Source organism: Roseixanthobacter pseudopolyaromaticivorans, from assembly GCF_043195145.2.
Taxonomy (GTDB): domain Bacteria; phylum Pseudomonadota; class Alphaproteobacteria; order Rhizobiales; family Xanthobacteraceae; genus NCEH01.
In genome coordinates this window covers 2,443,739-2,462,170 of sequence record NZ_CM195539.1, presented here as the reverse complement: position 1 = coordinate 2,462,170, position 18,432 = coordinate 2,443,739, and the positions used below count along the sequence as shown (strand labels likewise).

Genomic DNA, 18,432 nt, shown 5'->3' with positions numbered 1-18,432 from the left:
GCCATGCTCCAGGACAAGGACCGCATCTTCACCAATCTCTACGGGTTGCATGACTGGGGCCTCAAGGGCGCGCTTGCGCGCGGCAATTGGGATGGCACCAAGGGCATCCTGGAAAAAGGCCGCGACTGGATCATCAATGAGATGAAGGTCTCGGGCCTGCGCGGCCGCGGCGGCGCCGGCTTCTCGACCGGTCTCAAATGGTCGTTCATGCCGAAAGTCTCGGACGGGCGCCCTCATTATCTCGTGGTGAACGCCGACGAATCCGAGCCGGGCACCTGCAAGGACCGGGAGATCATGCGGCATGATCCGCATCTCCTGATCGAAGGCTGTCTTATCGCCTCCTTCGCCATGGGGGCGCACGCGGCCTATATCTATGTGCGCGGCGAATATGTGCGGGAGCGTGAGCAGCTCGAAGCCGCCGTTGAGCAGGCCTATGAGGCCAAGCTGATCGGCAAGGACAATGTCCACGGCTACCCGTTCGATCTCTACGTGCACCACGGCGCCGGCGCCTATATCTGCGGCGAGGAAACCGCGCTGCTGGAAAGCCTCGAAGGCAAGAAGGGCATGCCGCGGCTGAAGCCGCCGTTCCCCGCTAACATGGGCCTCTATGGTTGCCCGACCACGGTCAACAACGTCGAATCCATCGCCGTCGCGCCCGACATCCTGCGGCGCGGCGCGGCGTGGTTCGCCGGCATCGGCCGTCCGAACAATGTGGGCACCAAGCTGTTCGGCATCTCGGGCCATGTGAACACGCCCTGCGTGGTCGAAGACGCCATGGGCACGCCGTTCAAGGAATTGATCGAGCGCCACGGCGGCGGCATTCGCGGCGGATGGGACAATCTGCTGGCGATCATTCCCGGCGGCGCGTCCTGCCCGGTGATCCCGGCCGAGCAGTGCGAAGACCTGATCATGGATTTCGACGGCACCCGCGCCGCCAAGTCCAGCCTCGGCACCGCCGGCATCCTGGTGATGGACAAGTCCACCGATATTGTGCGGGCGATTGCGCGGATCTCTTACTTCTTCAAGCATGAGAGCTGCGGCCAGTGCACGCCGTGCCGCGAGGGCACGGGCTGGATGTGGCGCGTACTCAACCGCATGGCCGAAGGCCGCGCGCAGAAGCGCGAGATTGATCTGCTGCTGGAAGTGACGACCCAGATCGAAGGCCACACCATCTGCGCGCTCGGCGACGCGGCGGCTTGGCCGGTTCAGGGCCTGATCCGGCACTTTCGTCATGAGATCGAGAAGCGCATCGACCAATATGCGGCCAATCCTCATTCCGACCCGGTGCATATGCCGGTCGCGGCGGAGTGAGGGATGGCCAACGAAGCGGATAATTCTCTCCTGACGCTCCTGCGCCGCATGGATGCGCGCACCGAGCGGATGGCGGAGGACATCCATCATTTGGAAGTTCGCGTGACCGCGCTTGAGGAGGCTGTTGTGGAAAACAGTCGCCGCTTTGAACGCCTGGAACATCGCGTCGGCCGGATTGAGCGTGCGCTTGATCCGATCGATCTGCAGTAGGGACCTGTCATGGCCAAGCTGATTGTTGACGGCACCGAAGTCGATGTTCCAGCCGAATTCACGCTGTTGCAGGCGTGCGAGGTGGCTGGCGTCGAAATTCCGCGCTTCTGCTTCCATGAACGGCTGTCCATCGCCGGCAATTGCCGCATGTGCCTGGTGGAAGTGAAGGGCGGCCCGCCCAAGCCCACCGCCTCCTGCGCCATGGCCGTGAAGGATCTGCGCCCCGGCCCGAACGGCGAGCCGCCGGTGGTGCTCACCAAGAGCCCCATGGTCAAGAAGGCCCGCGAAGGGGTGATGGAGTTCCTGCTCATCAATCACCCGCTGGATTGCCCGATCTGCGATCAGGGCGGCGAGTGCGATCTGCAGGACCAGGCCATGGCCTATGGCGTGGACACCTCCCGCTTCGCCGAGAACAAGCGGGCGGTCGAAGACAAATATATCGGGCCGCTGGTGCGGACCTCCATGAACCGGTGCATCCATTGCACCCGCTGCGTGCGCTTCACGACGGAAGTCGCCGGCGCGGCTGACCTCGGTGCCATCGGGCGCGGCGAGGATATGGAGATCACCACCTATCTCGAACACGCCATGCATTCGGAACTGCAGGGCAATGTGGCGGACCTCTGCCCGGTGGGCGCACTGACCCACAAGCCCTATGCCTTCCATGCGCGGCCCTGGGAACTGACCAAGACCGAATCCGTCGACGTGATGGATGCGGTCGGCTCCAACATCCGCATCGATACCCGCGGCCGCGAAGTGATGCGCATTCTGCCGCGCACCAACGAGGCGGTGAATGAGGAATGGATCTCCGACAAGACGCGCTATGTGTGGGATGGCCTGAAGGCGCAGCGCCTCGACCGCCCCTATGTGCGCAAGGATGGGCGCCTCATGCCCACGACTTGGACCGAGGCCTTCGCGGTGATCGCCGCCAAGGTGAAGGCGACGACGCCGGCTCGCATCGGTGCGATCCTCGGTGACCTCGCCACCGTCGAGGAAGCGTTTGCCCTCAAGCAGCTGTTCGACAAGCTCGGCTCAAAGAACATCGATGCCCGCCAGGACGGTGCGGCGCTCAATCCGGCGCTCGGGCGCGCCAGCTATATCTTCAATGCCGGCATCGAGGGGATCGAAGAGGCGGACGCGATCCTGCTCATCGGCACCGATCCGCGCCACGAGGCGAGCGTGCTGAACGCGCGCATTCGCAAGCGCTGGCGCATGGGTGGTCTGAAGGTTGGCGTGATCGGTCCGCGTGTGGATCTGACCTATCCCTACGAATATCTCGGCGCAGGGCCTGAAACTCTCGCGGAACTCGCTGGCGCCGGCACCTTCTCGGACGCGCTGAAGGCGGCGGAGCGTCCGCTCGTGATCGTGGGGCAGGGGGCCCTCGCCCGTCCGGATGGCGCGGCGGTTCTCTCGCTCGCGGCACGCGTTGCAGTGGCTGTCGGAGCCGTGAAAGACGGCTGGAACGGCTTTGCGGTGTTGCATACCGCAGCCTCGCGCGTCGGCGCGCTCGACGTGGGCCTCGTCCCCGGCGAGGGTGGTCTCGACGTGGCGGGCATGACCGCCGCCGGCGCGCTGGATCTGGCCTTTCTGCTCGGCGCGGATGAAGTGGACGTGGCGCCTGGCGCCTTCGTTGTCTATCTCGGCACCCATGGTGATCGCGGCGCCCATCGCGCTGATGTGATCCTGCCGGGCGCGGCCTACCCGGAAAAGTCCGGCATTTACGTCAATACCGAGGGGCGGCCGCAGTTCGCCAATCGCGCGGCCTTCCCGCCTGGCGATGCCCGCGAGGACTGGGCGGTGCTGCGTGCGCTGTCCGAAGTGGTCGGTCACAAGCTGGCTTACGACACGCTCTTGGCTTTGCGCTCCGCGCTGGTCGCTGCCCATCCGCACCTCGGCCGATTGGATCAGGTGGAGCCGGCGGATGCTGGTGCGATCGCTGCGCTCGCCGCGACGGGCGGGACGGCCGACAAGGGTGCGTTCGTCTCCACCATTGGTGACTTTTTCCTGACCAACCCCATCGCCCGGGCATCCGCCGTGATGGCGGAATGCTCGAAACTGCGGCTCGGCAGCGATGCCGTGGCGGCGGAGTAGGGCCATGGCGGGCGGGACGAGCAACGGGACGCTGGGTGAGCGGGCCTCGGCCTGCTGGAAGCCGGCCGGGCATGCGCCCTGCCGGATGATGGATTGAGGGGCGGGAAGAACCCATGAGCTGGCAGGATACCCTTATCCAGGTGCTGATCATCCTCGGCGCGAGCCTCGCGCTGCTGGTGGCACTGCTGATCTTTATCGCCTTCATCCTGTTGGCGGACCGCAAGATCTGGGCGGCGGTGCAGATGCGCCGCGGCCCCAATGTGGTGGGCCCGTTCGGCCTGCTGCAATCCTTCGCCGACCTGCTGAAGTTCGTGCTCAAGGAGCCGATCATTCCGGCGGGCTCCAACAAGGGCATCTTCATCCTGGCGCCGCTGGTGAGCTGCGTGCTCGCGCTCTCGGCCTGGGCGGCCATTCCCTTGGCCTCTGGCTGGGTGATCGCCGACCTGAACATCGGCATTCTCTATATCTTCGCTATCTCTTCGCTGGGCGTGTACGGCATCATCATGGCCGGCTGGGCGTCCAATTCGAAGTATCCGTTCCTGGCGGCGCTGCGCTCCGCGGCGCAGATGGTGTCGTATGAGGTCTCCATCGGCTTCGTCATCATCACGGTGTTGATGTGCGCCGGTTCGCAAAACCTCTCGGCTATCGTCGAGGCGCAGAATGGACGGTTCGGCCTGCTGAACTGGTATTTCCTGCCGTTGCTGCCGATGTTCGTGATCTTCCTGGTCTCGGCGCTCGCGGAAACCAACCGCCCGCCCTTCGACCTCGTGGAAGCGGAATCCGAGCTCGTCGCCGGCTTCATGGTGGAATATTCGTCCACGCCCTATCTGCTGTTCATGCTGGGCGAGTACGTGGCCATCATGACCATGTGCGCGCTGGGCACGATCCTCTTCCTCGGCGGCTGGCTTTCCCCGCTGCCGTTCGCGCCCTTCACCTGGGTGCCGGGCATCATCTGGTTCGTCCTGAAGCTGTGCTTCATGTTCTTCCTGTTCGCGATGGCCAAGGCGATGGTGCCTCGTTATCGCTACGACCAGCTGATGCGGCTCGGCTGGAAGATCTTCCTGCCGATCTCGCTGGTGGCCGTGGTCGTGGTGGCGAGCGTCCTTCACTTCACCGGGACGGCGCCCCAATGATCGAGACCCCCGACCTTTCATTCGGCCGCGTCGGCGCGGCGGGAGCGATGCCATGAAACTGGATCAAGCGGCCCGTGCCGTTTTCCTCACCGAGTTTCTCTCGGGTTTTGTGCTCGCCATGCGCTATTTCTTTGCGCCCAAGGCGACCATCAACTACCCGTTCGAGAAGAACCCCATCTCGCCGCGCTTCCGCGGGGAGCATGCGCTGCGCCGCTATCCCAATGGGGAAGAGCGCTGCATCGCCTGCAAATTGTGCGAGGCCATCTGCCCCGCCCAGGCCATCACCATCGAGGCTGGTCCGCGCCGCAATGACGGCACGCGCCGCACCACGCGCTACGACATCGACATGGTGAAATGCATCTATTGCGGCTTCTGCCAGGAAGCCTGCCCCGTGGATGCCATCGTCGAGGGGCCGAACTTCGAGTTCGCGACCGAGACGCGCGAGGAATTGTACTACGACAAGGAGCGCCTGCTCGCCAATGGCGACCGGTGGGAGCGTGAGATCGCGCAGTCCATCGCGCTGGATGCGCCTTATCGGTGACAGGGTTCGCCCGCTCAGGCGGGCGGTGAGGGTTGGGGCTGAGGGGGCGCGCGTCCTGCGGGCACCCGAGACAGTGGACTTATGTGATGGGTACGGGCTATCGACGGGCCGGCCGCCACGTGCGGCCGCATAGGATCGGCGCCGAGGCGCCGCGGAGAGGGGAGCTCGGCGCATGAGTGTCGCGGCAGTGTTTTTCTATCTCTTCGCTGGCGTCCTCGTGGCGTCGGCCTTCATGGTCATTTCCTCCCGTAACCCGGTCCATTCGGTCCTGTTTCTCATTCTGTGCTTCGTCAATGCGGCGGGCCTGTTCATCCTGATCGGGGTCGAGTTCCTCGCGCTGATCCTGGTGGTGGTCTATGTCGGCGCGGTGGCGGTGCTCTTCCTCTTCGTCGTGATGATGCTCGACGTGGACTTCGTCGAGCTGCGGCAAGGGTTCCTGCAATATCTTCCCGTGGGCGCGCTGGTGGGCGTTGTCTTCCTGGTGGAATTGATTCTGGTGGTGGGTACCTGGGCAACGGCGCCGGCCGTCGCGCAATTGCCGAAGGCGGCAGCCGCCGGCGGGGTCGCCATCAGCAACACGAAGGCGCTCGGCCAGGTCCTCTATACTGACTATGTCTACTTCTTCGAGGCCTCGGGCATGGTGCTGCTCGTGGCCATGATCGGCGCCATTGTGCTCACGCTGCGCCATAAGGCGAATGTGAAGCGCCAGAACGTCTCCGCCCAGGTTGCCCGCACGCCCGAGACCGCGATGGAAGTGGTCAAGGTGCGCCCTGGCCAGGGCATATAGGAGGGAAAGATGGACATTTCGCTTTCCCACTATCTCACGGTCGCGGCGATCCTGTTCACGCTGGGCACGCTCGGCATCTTCCTGAACCGGAAGAACGTGATCGTCATCCTGATGTCGGTGGAGCTGATCCTGCTCGCCGTGAATATCAATCTGGTCGCCTTCTCCGCCTTCCACGGCAGCATCGTCGGCCAGGTGTTCGCGCTCCTGGTGCTGACCGTCGCTGCCGCCGAGGCGGCCATCGGGCTCGCCATCCTCGTGGTGTTCTACCGCAACCGCGGTTCGATCGCCGTCGAGGACATCAATGCCATGAAGGGCTGAGGCCATGTATCAGGCGATCGTCTTTCTCCCCCTCATCGGCTTTCTCATCGCCGGTCTTTTCGGCCGCGTGCTCGGCGCGCGTCCGGCCGAGATCATCACGACGGCATTTCTGTTCATCTCCTGCGCATTGGCCTGGGTCGCCTTCTTCCAGGTGGGCTTCGGCGGACATGATGCGCATGTGCAGGTGATGCGCTGGATCCATGTGGGCGATCTCAAGATCGACTGGGCGTTCCGCATCGACACCATGACGGTCATCATGCTGATCGTGGTGACGACAGTCTCATCGCTGGTTCACCTCTATTCCATCGGCTACATGCACGAGGATCCGAGCCGCCAGCGCTTCTTCGCCTATCTGTCCCTGTTCACCTTTGCCATGCTGATGCTGGTGACGGCGGACAATCTGGTCCAGCTGTTCTTTGGCTGGGAAGGCGTCGGCCTCGCCTCCTATTTGCTCATTGGGTTCTGGTATGAGAAGCCCTCGGCGAACGCGGCGGCCATGAAGGCCTTCGTCGTGAACCGCGTGGGTGACTTCGGCTTCATGCTCGGAATCTTCGCCGTGTTCGTTATGACCGGCTCGGTCACCTTCGACGCGGTCTTCGCGCAGGCGCCTTCGCTGGTGGGCAAGAGCATCAACTTCCTCGGCCATGCCTGGGATGCGCCGACCGTGATCGCGCTGCTGCTGTTCGTCGGTGCCATGGGCAAGTCGGCCCAGTTCCTGCTCCACACCTGGCTGCCGGACGCGATGGAAGGGCCGACCCCGGTCTCCGCCCTTATCCACGCCGCGACGATGGTTACCGCAGGCGTGTTCATGGTGGCGCGCATGTCGCCCATCTTCGAGCTCTCGCACGCGGCGCTGAACGTCGTGATGCTGGTGGGCGCGACGACCGCGATGTTCGCGGCCACGGTGGCCCTGGTGCAGAACGACATCAAGAAGGTGATCGCCTATTCCACCTGTTCCCAGCTCGGCTACATGTTCGTGGCCATGGGTGCGGGGGCCTATTCGATCGGCATCTTCCATCTCTTCACCCACGCCTGCTTCAAGGCGCTGCTGTTCCTCTGCGCCGGCTCGGTCATCAATGCGATGCACCACGAGCAGGACATGCGCCACATGGGCGGGCTCTATAAGAAGATCCCGTTCACCTACGCCATGATGCTCATCGGCACGCTGGCGATCACCGGCTTCCCCTTCCTGGCGGGCTATTATTCGAAAGACGCCATCATCGAGGCGGCTTGGGCCAGCGACAACAGCTTTGCGCTCTACGGCTGGGTGATGACTGTGGCCGCCGCGGCGCTGACCTCCTTCTATTCCTGGCGCCTCGTGTTCATGACCTTCCATGGTCATCCGCATGACCACCACCATTATGAAGCGGCGCATGAATCGCCGCTGGTGATGACCATTCCGCTCGGCGTGCTCGCCGTCGGCTCGGTCTTTGCCGGCATGGTGTTCTACGGCGACTTTGTCGGCCATCACGTTCAGGACTTCTTCCGCCAGTCCATCTTCATGGGCGCGGAAAATCACATTCTCCACGAGATGCATGAAGTGCCAACTTGGGCCGGTCTCGCGCCGACGGCCATGATGGTGCTGGGCTTCCTGGTCGCCTTTTGGTTCTATGTGCTCGATCCGAAGGTGCCGGTGGCGCTGGCCCGCAGCCAGGACGCGCTCTACCAGTTCCTGCTGAACAAATGGTACTTCGACGAGATCTATAATTTCATCATCATCCGCCCCGTGCTCTGGATCGGTCGCGTCCTGTGGAAGCAGGGTGACGGGAGGATCATCGACGGGCTGGGGCCTGACGGTATTTCCGCCAGGGTACTCGATGTGACCGCCTCCGTCGTGCGGCTGCAGAGCGGCTATCTCTATCACTATGCCTTCGTGATGCTGATCGGCGTCGCCGCCTTCATCACCTGGTTCATGTTCGCCGGAGTGTGACGATGACCACATGGCCCATCCTCTCCGTCGTCACCTTCCTGCCTTTGGTGGGAGCGCTGTTCATCCTGGTGGTGCGGGGTGATGATGCAGTGTCCGCCCGCAACGCCCGCTGGGTGGCGCTGTGGACGACGCTCGTCACCTTCATCGTCTCCCTGCTGCTGTTACCGGGCTTTGACTCTAAGGCGGCCGGCTTCCAGTTCGTCGAGAAGCATCCCTGGCTGGGAGATGTCGCGGCCTATCATATGGGCGTGGACGGGATCTCACTGCCGCTTGTTATCCTGACCACCTTCCTCATGCCCTTCTGTATCCTGGCCAGCTGGGACAGTGTGAAGAAGCGGGTGAAGGAATATATGATCGCTTTCTTGGTGCTTGAGACCTTGATGGTCGGCACCTTCTGCGCCCTGGATTTGGTCCTCTTCTATTTCTACTTCGAAGCTTCGCTGATCCCGATGTTCCTGATCATCGGTATCTGGGGCGGTCCGCGCCGCATCTATGCCAGCTTCAAATTCTTTCTCTACACGCTCGCCGGTTCGGTGCTGCTGATGCTCGCCATCATGGCGATCTATTGGCAGGCCGGCACCACAGACGTGCCGACCCTCATGACCCACGGCTTCCCGGTGGGGATGCAGACCTGGCTCTGGCTGGCTTTCTTCGCCTCGTTCGCGGTGAAGATGCCCATGTGGCCGGTTCATACCTGGCTGCCGGACGCCCACGTGGAGGCTCCGACCGCCGGCTCGGTGATCCTGGCGGGCGTGCTGCTGAAGATGGGCGGCTACGGCTTCATCCGCTACTCGCTGCCGATGTTCCCGGATGCCTCACATTTGTTCGCGCCGCTGGTGTTCACGCTGTCGGTGGTGGCCATCATCTACACCTCGCTGGTGGCGCTGGTGCAGACCGACATCAAGAAGCTGATCGCCTATTCTTCCGTGGCGCACATGGGCTTCGTCACTATGGGCCTGTTCGCGATGAACGAGCAGGGCTTGCAGGGCGCCATGTTCCTGATGATCTCGCACGGCTTCGTGTCGGGCGCGCTGTTCCTCTGCGTCGGCGTGATCTACGACCGCATGCACACCCGCGACATCGCCGCTTACGGCGGGCTCGTGAAGCGCATGCCGCTCTATGCGACCGCGTTCATGATTTTCACGATGGCTAATGTGGGCCTGCCCGGCACCTCCGGCTTCGTCGGTGAGTTTCTCACCATGCTGGCGGCCTTCGAGCGCAATAGCTGGATCGCGTTCTTCGCCGCCACCGGCGTGATCTTCTCGGCCGCCTATGCGCTCTGGCTTTATTGGCGCGTGATCTTCGGGCCGCTTGAGAAGGACAATCTCAAGGACATCCTTGATCTCGGCCCGCGCGAGATCGCCATCCTCGTCCCGCTCGTGGTGATCACCATCCTGTTCGGCTTCTGGCCGGCGCCGATCCTGGACATGACGTCCACGGCGGTGAACGCGGTGGTCGCCCGTACCGATACTGTCGCGTCGGCGGTGAAGACCGCCACGCTGATGTTCAGCTTCTGACCCGAGGTCGCCCGATGTCGTCCCTGCCTCCGCTCGGCGCCGTTCTTCCCGAAGTTACGCTCGCCGTTTCGGCGATCGTGCTGCTGCTGGTCGGTGCAATCCGCGGCGAAGCGGCCGCCAATCTGGTGAACGGCCTCGCCATCGCGGTCCTGGCCGCTGCCGGCATCTTGGTCCTGATCGCGCCCCATGCCGCCATTTCGGCGTTTGGCGGAAGTCTGGTGATTGACGACTTCAGCCGCTTCATGAAGGCGCTCGCGATCCTCGGCGCGCTGGTGTCGCTGATCCTCTCCGTGCATTGGCTAAACCGCGAACGGCAGAGCAAGTTCGAGTATCCCGTGCTCATCCTCATCGCCACCCTCGGCATGTGCATGCTGGTGTCGGCGGGTGATTTGATCGCGCTGTATCTCGGGCTCGAACTGATGAGCCTCTCGCTTTATGTGGTCGCCGCCTACAATCGGGATTCGGTGCGCTCCACCGAGGCCGGTCTGAAGTATTTCGTCCTCGGTGCCCTGTCCTCGGGCATGCTGCTTTATGGCTCCTCGCTGATCTACGGGTTCACGGATTCGGTGAATTTCGGCGCCATCGCCGCGGCTGCCACGACGCCCACCATCGGGCTCGTCTTCGGCATCGTGTTCCTGTTCGCCGGCCTGTGTTTCAAGGTTTCGGCGGTGCCGTTCCACATGTGGACGCCGGATGTGTACGAAGGCGCGCCCACGCCGGTGACGACCTTCTTCGCCACCGCTCCGAAGGTGGCCGCCATGGCGGTGTTCCTGCGGGTTGCCATGGAAGCCTTCCCGCATATCACGCACTCCTGGCAGCAGATCATCACCTTCGTGTCCATCGCCTCGATGGTGCTAGGCGCGTTCGCTGCCATCGGACAGCGCAATATCAAGCGCCTGCTGGCCTATTCCTCCATCGGCCATATGGGCTTTGCCTTGGTCGGGCTGGCCGCGGCCACCCCGCAGGGCATCCGCGGCGTGCTGGTCTATATGGCGATCTACGTCGCCATGACCCTGGGCAGCTTCGCCTGCGTCCTTTCCATGCGCCGCAACGGCAATGCAGTCGAGAATGTGGACGACCTGGCCGGTCTCGCGCGGACGAATCCCATGATGGCCCTGTTGCTGGGTGGGCTGATGTTCTCGCTCGCAGGCATTCCGCCGCTCGCTGGGTTCCTGGCGAAATACTATGTGTTTCTCGCGGCGGTCGAAGCGGGCCTGTATGGCTTGGCGGTGATCGGCGTGCTCGCCTCGGTGGTGGGCGCTTATTATTACCTCCGGGTGGTCAAGATCATGTATTTTGACGAGCCGGCGGAAGCGTTCGACCCCATGCCCGGTGAACTGAAGGCGGTGCTGGGCCTTTCCGGCCTGTTCACCATCTTCTATTTCGTCTATCCCTCGCCGCTGATCAACGCGGCCGGTGTGGCCGCCCGGGCACTTTTCTGAACTATGGCGGCGCAGCGTTTTCAAAGCTCCACGATCCCCATCGTCCGATTCACCGAGATCGGCTCGACCAATGCGGAAGGTCTCGCGCGGCTCAGCCGTGGTGAGGCCATGCCCGTTTGGCTGGTTGCTGATATTCAGAGCGCGGGGCGCGGCCGGCGCGGCCGGCCCTGGACGAGTGAGCTCGGCAATCTCTTTGCAACGCTCGTTTTGCCGAATCCGGCCCCGGTCGCGCACGTGGCGCAGCTGTGCTTCGTCGCCGGCCTCGCATTGCGCGATGCCGTGCTGGCAGCCGCGCCGCTGCTGACCACGGATGGGCTCAAACTGAAATGGCCAAATGACCTGATTCTGGATGGTGGCAAGCTCGCCGGCATCCTGGTGGAAGGCGGCACCGACGCGGCGGGGCGCCCGGCGGCGGTCATCGGGTTCGGCGTCAACTGCCTTCACCATCCCGAGGACCTGCCCTATCGGGCCACCAGCCTGGAAGCGGCTGGTGCCCCGACGGCGCCGGACCGGGTGCTGGAAGCCCTCGACCGGGCCATGGCGGTGCGCCTCAACCAATGGAATGGCGGCAACGGCTTTCCTTCGGTCCGCACGGACTGGATGCGCCACGCCCTCGCGATCGGCGATACGGTCACGGTGCGCATTGGCGAGCGGGAAGTGACGGGACGTTTCGAGAGCATTGATGCCCGCGGCGCCATGATGTTGCGGCGGCGGGACGGAATTGCAGAGATCATCACCGCCGGCGATGTCTCCCTGCCGAAGGCGGAATGATAGGTCACATGGCGGAACAGAACGAGCTGGTCTTCGCACCCCTAGGCGGGGTGGGGGAGATCGGCATGAATCTTGGTCTTTATGGTTTCGGCCCGCGGCGTGCCCGCAAATGGCTGATGATGGACCTCGGCATGAGCTTCGCCGGGGATGAAGCGCCGGGCGTAGATCTCGTGTTGCCCGATATTCGTTTCCTGGAAAAGGAAAAGGCGAACATCGTCGGGCTGATCCTCACGCACGGGCACGAGGATCACGTGGGTGCGGTGATCGACCTGTGGCCGCGCCTGAAATGTCCGATCTATACGACCGCTTTTACCGCCGGCCTGCTTGAGGCGAAGCGGTGGGGAGAGCCGGGTGCGCCGAACATCCCGGTCACGGTCGTGCGGGCAGGGGCGAAGATTTCCATCGGCCCGTTCGAGGTGGAATTCATCCCGGTCGCCCATTCGATTCCCGATAGCCACGCGGTTGCTCTGCGCACCCCGCTGGGGCTGGTCCTGCATACGGGCGACTGGAAGCTCGATCCGACCCCGGTTGTCGGTTCGGTCACCGATATCGCTCGGCTGAGTGCGCTGGGCGATGAGGGCGTGCGCGCCATCATCTGCGATTCCACGAATGCCATCCGTGACGGCGTTTCGCCTTCGGAGGCGGATGTCGGCGCGACGCTGAAGGAAATCGTAGCAAACGCCAAGCACCGCATTTGCTTCACCACCTTCTCGTCCAACGTGGCGCGGGTGCGCTCCATCGCCGAGGCGGCGCTGGCCGCTGACCGCGAAGTGGTGGTGGTCGGGCGGGCTATGGAGCGGGTGATTGGCGTTGCCCGCGAACACGGCATGCTCGACGGCATCCCGCCGTTTCGTGGCGCCGACGCCTACGGCTATTTGCCGCGCGACAAGGTCGTGGCGCTGTTGACCGGTTCGCAAGGCGAGCCCCGGGCCGCCTTGAGCCGCATCGCCACAGACGATCATCCGGAGATCGCCTTGTCGAAGGGCGATCTCGTAGTGTTCTCCTCCCGGACCATTCCCGGGAACGAGAAGGTGGTGAACACCGTCATCAACGGCTTGGTGAAGCGCGGCGTGCGCGTCATGACCGACCGGGACGCCCTGGTGCATGTGTCCGGCCATCCGCGCCGCGGCGAGCTGGAGCAGATGTACGGCTGGGTGCGCCCACAGGTGTCTGTGCCTGTGCACGGCGAACCCATGCATCTTGCCGAGCATGCGGCCCTCGCGCGGCGTGTCGGTGTGCCGGAAGTGGTGAGCTGCTTCGACGGCAACGTCATCCGCCTTGCCCCCGGGCCGGCGGAGCGGGTGGACGATATCCCGTTCGGGCGCCTCTATAAGGACGGACGGCTCCTGGTATCCGACACCGCCTCGACCATTCCGGAGCGGCGGCGCCTCGGGTTTGTGGGCGTCGTCTCGGTTGCGCTCGCCGTGGACCAGAAGGGCGCGCTCGTGGGCGAGCCCGCCTTGGAGCTGACCGGCATTCCCGAGCGCGGGGAGGGCGGCATCGATATGCTCGACCATGTGTTCGATACGGTGGTCGCCACCATGAACGGCCTGCCGCGTGCCCGCCGCCGCGACCCGGATGCCCTTGCCGAGACCATTGAACGCGCAGTGCGGGCTGCGGTGAATGGCCTGTGGGGCAAAAAGCCGGTTTGCCACGTCCACATTCTCGAAGTTTGATGCGAGGCTGCGTGCGCCAAGGCGGCGCCCGCGGCTCAACGGTGCTTCAGGAGGGGTTCATGATCGGCCGGCTTAATCACGTGGCCATTGCGGTGCGCGATATCGCGGCGGCCTCCGCCCTCTATCGCGACACGCTCGGGGCGGATGTCTCCGAGATTGTGCCGCAGCACGAACATGGCGTGAGCACGGTCTTCATCAACCTGCCCAACACCAAGATCGAGTTGCTGGAGCCACTCGGTGCGGATTCCCCGATTCTGAAGTTTTTGGAGCGCAACCCGGACGGGGGCATCCATCACATCTGCTACGAGGTCGAGGATATTCTCGCGGCGCGGGAGCAGTTGAAGGCGACGGGCGCGCGGGTTCTCGGCAGCGGAGAGCCGAGAATTGGCGCGCACGGCAAGCCAGTGCTGTTCTTGCACCCGAAGGATTTCAACGGCACTCTCGTGGAGCTGGAACAGGCCTGAGGACGCGAAACCTGTGAAGATCGGATCGGTACTCGCCATCTATTTCATCGTGTGGTGGACGGTGCTGTTCGCTGTCCTGCCGTTCGGCGTGCGCTCTCAGGCCGAGGCCGATGATGTGGATCCCGGCACCGATCCCGGCGCGCCGACGCGCCCGTTCCTGATGCGCAAGGTGGCTGCGACCACGCTGGTGGCGGCGGTGGTCACCTTCGGGCTGTTCTATATCGTCATGAACGGCATCCTCACGCTTGAGGATTTTCCCATGCCGTTCAGCATCAGCGACGAGTGAGCGGGCGGCGCGCCGGAGATTCGCGCCCCGCGTGAATCATCGGGAGCCGGTACCGAAACGCGCGGATGAAAAAAGAAAGGCGAGACCGAGGTCTCGCCTTTTTCTCGTTTTAATGCACCTTAATTCTGGTTCGCCGCGGGTGCAGCCGCTCGATCCTTCAGTGCTGCCGTTCCCGAATTACGCGCGCCATCTTTGACGGTCGTCGGTCGGCTTGTTGTTGATGATCCTCCCGAGACCCGGACCCTCCCCATCGTGCCGCTCGAGCACAATGGCGGTCCCCTTTCTTTTGGCACGGTCAAAGTAGAACAAGATTTACGCCTTTGTCATCCTTGCGCCGCAATAGATGATTTGTTGCGACGCAGCACGGAGGCGGTTCCGGCGGGCTTGTATTTTGCCGACCGTTCCGCTTTCTCTCCGCCACGCCTTTGAAACGTCCAGCCGCAGAGTCATCCAGATGCGCTTATCCCGCTATTTTCTGCCCATCCTTCGCGAAGTCCCGAAGGAGGCGGAGATCGTCTCGCACCGGCTCATGCTGCGCGCCGGCATGGTGCGGCAGGAAAGCGCGGGCATCTATGCCTGGCTGCCGCTCGGTCACCGGGTGCTGACCAAGATCTGCAACATCATCCGCGAAGAGCAGAACCGCGCCGGTGCCAACGAGATGTTGATGCCCACCATCCAGTCGGCGGACCTGTGGCGCGAGAGCGGGCGCTATGACGACTATGGCAAGGAAATGCTGCGCATCCGCGACCGGCACGATCGCGAGATGCTGTTCGGCCCGACCAATGAGGAAATGATCACCGAGATCGTGCGGGCCTATGTGAAATCCTACAAGAGCCTGCCGCTGAACCTTTACCATATCCAGTGGAAGTTCCGCGACGAGGTGCGCCCGCGCTTCGGCGTTTACCGCTCGCGCGAGTTTTTGATGAAGGATGCCTATTCCTTCGACCTCGATGCGGAAGGCGCCCGCCATTCCTACAACAAGATGTTCGTCGCCTATTTGCGCACCTTCTCGCGGATGGGGCTGAAAGCGATTCCCATGGTGGCCGATACCGGGCCGATCGGCGGCAATCTCTCGCACGAATTCATCATTCTCGCCTCCACCGGCGAGAGCGAGGTGTTCTGCCATGCCGATTATCTGGATCTCGCCCCGCCGGCCGCCGACGTGAATTTCGACGATGCCGCCCAGCTCCAGGGCGTGTTCGACCAGTGGACGAAGCTCTACGCGGCCACTTCAGAAAAGCACGACGAAGCCGCCTTCGCCGCCATCCCCGAGGCGCGCCGCATGGCCGCGCGCGGCATCGAGGTGGGGCACATCTTCTATTTCGGCACCAAATATTCTGATCCCTTCGGTGCTAAGGTGCAGGGCCCCGATGGCGCCGAGCATCCGATCCACATGGGCTCCTACGGTATCGGCCCGTCGCGGCTGGTGGCGGCGATGATCGAAGCCTCCCATGACGAGAACGGCATCATCTGGCCGGACGCGGTCGCGCCGTTCCAGGTGGGCATCCTGAACCTCAAGGTGGGTGATGCGGCGGTCGATGGTGCCTGCGCCGAGCTTTACGCGAAGCTCACCGCCAGCGGCGTCGATGTGCTCTATGACGATACCGAGGAGCGGGCGGGTGCGAAATTTGCCACCGCCGATCTCATCGGCTTGCCGTGGCAAATCCTCGTCGGGCCGAAGAGCCTTGCCGAGGGCAAGGTCGAGCTGAAGCGCCGCTCCGACGGCTCGCGCGAACTCATGTCCATCGCGGACGCCTATGAAAGGCTCAAGAAATGACGGGAGGCCAGCGCATGGCTCCAGCTTCTGCGGCCCGCTCGGAAGAACCGACGGGCACGCGGCCGTTTTCGGCCTTCGAGTGGATGCTGTCCCTGCGCTACTTGCGGGCACGCCGCAAGGAAGGCTTCATCTCGGTGATCGCCGGCTTTTCGTTTCTAGGCATCGTGCTCGGGGTCGCCACCCTCATCATCGTCATGGCGGTGATGAACGGCTTCCGGCAGGAATTGCTCGGCAAGATCCTCGGTCTCAACGGTCATCTGCTGGTGCAGCCGCTGGAAACGCCGCTCACCGATTACATCGCGGTGGCGGACCGGATCGCCAAGCTCAACGGCGTGCGGCTCGCCGTGCCGCTGGTGGAAGGACAGGCGCTGGCCTCCTCGCCCTATAACGCCAGCGGCGTGCTGGCGCGGGGCTTGTCTGAGAAGGACCTGCGCGGCCTGCCGTCGATCGCCAACAATATTCGCCAGGGCAGCCTGGAAGGCTTCGACCAGGGGCAGGGCGTGGCGATCGGCAAGCGCCTCGCCGACCAGCTAGCCCTGAGGGCAGGCGATAACATCACCCTTGTGGCACCGCGGGGCGCCGTCACCCCCATGGGCACGTCGCCGCGCATCAAGGTCTATAAGATCGCGGCGGTGTTCGAGATCGGCATGTCGGAATATGACAGCGCCTTCCTCTTCATGCCGCTGCCGGAGGCGCAGGCCTATTTCAACCGCCCCAACGACGTGAACGCCATCGAAGTCTATATCGACAATCCCGACGACGTGGCCATCCTGAAACCGGCGATCCAGGCGGCCGCGGAGCGGCCGGTCTATCTGGTGGATTGGCGCCAGCGCAATGCCACCTTCTTCAACGCGCTCCAGGTGGAGCGCAACGTGATGTTCCTCATCCTCACGTTGATCGTGCTGGTGGCGGCGCTGAATATCGTGTCCGGCCTCATCATGCTGGTGAAGGACAAGGGACGCGACATCGCGGTGTTGCGCACCATGGGCGCGACGCAAGGGGCGATCATGCGCGTGTTCCTCATCACCGGCGCGAGCATCGGCGTGGTGGGCACGATGGTGGGTCTGGGGCTTGGGGTCCTGGTGTGCCTGAACATCGAGGAAATCCGCCGCTTCATCTCCTATCTCACGTCCACGGAGCTGTTCTCGCCGGAGCTGTATTATCTCAGCCGCTTGCCGGCGGAGATGAATGCCTGGGAAACGACCTCGGTCGTGGTCATGGCCCTTGTGCTGTCGTTGCTCGCCACCCTTTATCCCTCCTGGCGGGCCGCGCGGCTCGATCCGGTGGAAGCGTTGAGATACGAGTGATGGCGACCTCTCCCTTCCAGACCGAGCCCACTCCAGCCGCCCTGGCGCTTGCCGGAGTCGGGCGGCGCTACGCCCAGGGCGCAGGCACCATCGAGGTGCTGCGCGGCGCCGACCTCGTGGTCGAGCGCGGCCAATCCGTGGCGCTGGTCGCGCCTTCGGGTTCGGGCAAGTCCACATTGCTGCATATGGCCGGGCTTTTGGAACATCCCGACGAGGGCGAGGTGTTCATCGACGGCCAGCCCACCGTGAAGCTGCCGGACCGGGAGCGCACCCGCATGCGGCGGGTGCATGTGGGCTTCGTGTATCAATCCCACAATCTGCTGGCGGAATTCTCGGCGCTGGAGAACGTGATGATGCCGCAGATGATCCGCGGCCTCTCGAAGAAGGATGCGGCGGCGCGGGCGAAGGATCTGCTGAGCTATCTCGGGCTGGCGCAGCGCCTGACACACCGTCCCTCCGAGCTTTCCGGCGGCGAGCAGCAGCGCGTCGCCATTGCCCGCGCCCTCGCCAATGCGCCGCGCCTGCTGCTGGCGGACGAGCCGACCGGAAATCTTGATCCCAAGACCTCCGACCATGTGTTCGCGGCCCTGGCCGAACTGGTCCATGCCACTGGGGTCGCGGCCATCATCGCCACGCATAATCTGCAATTGGCGGCGCGCATGCACCGGCGCGTGACCGTGATAGACGGGCGGATTATCGAGCTGGAGTAGGTGCGCCCGCAAAAATGTTTCACGTGAAACAATGACTTGGCGCGGAGGAACTTCGGTTTATTGGGCCATCTCGCAGCTCTTCAGCCCGATGGAACCGCGATTTCGGTGAAAGTTCGGCGCAGATTTCGGCGCCCCTTCGCTCCACGCGGGACATGCCGGTTTTC

17 protein-coding genes are annotated in these 18,432 nt (G+C 63.7%); all 17 read left to right on the top strand.

All coding sequences use genetic code 11. The features are described from left to right. Positions 1–3: 3 nt before the first annotated feature. The 17 genes from nuoF to V5F68_RS11785 all read left to right on the top strand — a co-directional run bounded on the left by nuoF (position 4) and on the right by V5F68_RS11785 (position 18,268). Complete coding sequence (gene nuoF, locus V5F68_RS11865) at positions 4–1,311, top strand: NADH-quinone oxidoreductase subunit NuoF (RefSeq protein ID WP_394014929.1); 1,308 nt, start codon at positions 4–6, stop codon at positions 1,309–1,311. Between the two features lie 3 nt (positions 1,312–1,314). Next, positions 1,315–1,521: a hypothetical protein gene (locus V5F68_RS11860; protein ID WP_394014928.1), complete on the top strand. Its 207-nt coding sequence runs from the start codon at positions 1,315–1,317 to the stop codon at positions 1,519–1,521. A gap of 9 nt (positions 1,522–1,530) precedes the next feature. Next, the gene (gene nuoG / locus V5F68_RS11855; RefSeq protein ID WP_394014927.1) at positions 1,531–3,609 is read left to right on the top strand and encodes an NADH-quinone oxidoreductase subunit NuoG; all 2,079 of its coding nucleotides are present in this window, start codon (positions 1,531–1,533) and stop codon (positions 3,607–3,609) included. 113 nt (positions 3,610–3,722) lie between these two features. Then, positions 3,723–4,742 (top strand): NADH-quinone oxidoreductase subunit NuoH, encoded by a 1,020-nt coding sequence (nuoH, locus tag V5F68_RS11850; RefSeq protein WP_348844922.1) that lies wholly within the window; start codon positions 3,723–3,725, stop codon positions 4,740–4,742. Positions 4,743–4,794: 52 nt separating this feature from the next. Next, complete coding sequence (nuoI, locus tag V5F68_RS11845; RefSeq protein ID WP_348844923.1) at positions 4,795–5,283, top strand: NADH-quinone oxidoreductase subunit NuoI; 489 nt, start codon at positions 4,795–4,797, stop codon at positions 5,281–5,283. A gap of 172 nt (positions 5,284–5,455) precedes the next feature. Beyond that, entirely contained in the window at positions 5,456–6,070 is a 615-nt protein-coding gene (locus V5F68_RS11840; protein ID WP_348844924.1) for an NADH-quinone oxidoreductase subunit J, read from the top strand. Positions 6,071–6,079: 9 nt separating this feature from the next. After that, a complete protein-coding gene (gene nuoK / locus V5F68_RS11835; protein WP_348844925.1) occupies positions 6,080–6,388 on the top strand; it encodes an NADH-quinone oxidoreductase subunit NuoK in 309 nt (102 codons plus the stop codon). A gap of 4 nt (positions 6,389–6,392) precedes the next feature. After that, positions 6,393–8,318, top strand: a complete 1,926-nt coding sequence (nuoL, locus tag V5F68_RS11830; RefSeq protein ID WP_394014926.1) for an NADH-quinone oxidoreductase subunit L — start codon at positions 6,393–6,395, stop codon at positions 8,316–8,318. 2 nt (positions 8,319–8,320) lie between these two features. Beyond that, positions 8,321–9,835, top strand: coding sequence for an NADH-quinone oxidoreductase subunit M (locus V5F68_RS11825; RefSeq protein ID WP_394014925.1), 1,515 nt, complete (start codon positions 8,321–8,323; stop codon positions 9,833–9,835). 14 nt (positions 9,836–9,849) lie between these two features. After that, entirely contained in the window at positions 9,850–11,277 is a 1,428-nt protein-coding gene (nuoN, locus tag V5F68_RS11820) for an NADH-quinone oxidoreductase subunit NuoN (protein WP_394014924.1), read from the top strand. Between the two features lie 3 nt (positions 11,278–11,280). Next, positions 11,281–12,048 carry a biotin--[acetyl-CoA-carboxylase] ligase gene (locus V5F68_RS11815; protein ID WP_348844929.1) on the top strand — a complete coding sequence of 256 codons (768 nt, stop codon included), beginning with the start codon at positions 11,281–11,283 and terminating at the stop codon, positions 12,046–12,048. Positions 12,049–12,056: 8 nt separating this feature from the next. Next, on the top strand, positions 12,057–13,724 hold the full coding sequence (locus V5F68_RS11810) for a ribonuclease J (protein WP_394014923.1): 1,668 nt from the start codon (positions 12,057–12,059) through the stop codon (positions 13,722–13,724). 59 nt (positions 13,725–13,783) lie between these two features. Further along, positions 13,784–14,188: a methylmalonyl-CoA epimerase gene (gene mce, locus V5F68_RS11805; protein ID WP_348844931.1), complete on the top strand. Its 405-nt coding sequence runs from the start codon at positions 13,784–13,786 to the stop codon at positions 14,186–14,188. Between the two features lie 13 nt (positions 14,189–14,201). Continuing rightward, positions 14,202–14,474, top strand: coding sequence for a DUF1467 family protein (locus V5F68_RS11800; RefSeq protein WP_348844932.1), 273 nt, complete (start codon positions 14,202–14,204; stop codon positions 14,472–14,474). A gap of 454 nt (positions 14,475–14,928) precedes the next feature. Beyond that, on the top strand, positions 14,929–16,251 hold the full coding sequence (gene proS, locus V5F68_RS11795; RefSeq protein ID WP_394014922.1) for a proline--tRNA ligase: 1,323 nt from the start codon (positions 14,929–14,931) through the stop codon (positions 16,249–16,251). A gap of 14 nt (positions 16,252–16,265) precedes the next feature. Next, the gene (locus V5F68_RS11790) at positions 16,266–17,558 is read left to right on the top strand and encodes a lipoprotein-releasing ABC transporter permease subunit (RefSeq protein ID WP_394014921.1); all 1,293 of its coding nucleotides are present in this window, start codon (positions 16,266–16,268) and stop codon (positions 17,556–17,558) included. After that, positions 17,558–18,268: an ABC transporter ATP-binding protein gene (locus V5F68_RS11785; RefSeq protein WP_394014920.1), complete on the top strand. Its 711-nt coding sequence runs from the start codon at positions 17,558–17,560 to the stop codon at positions 18,266–18,268. Before V5F68_RS11790 ends, V5F68_RS11785 begins: the two co-directional genes overlap by 1 nt. Positions 18,269–18,432: the final 164 nt, after the last annotated feature.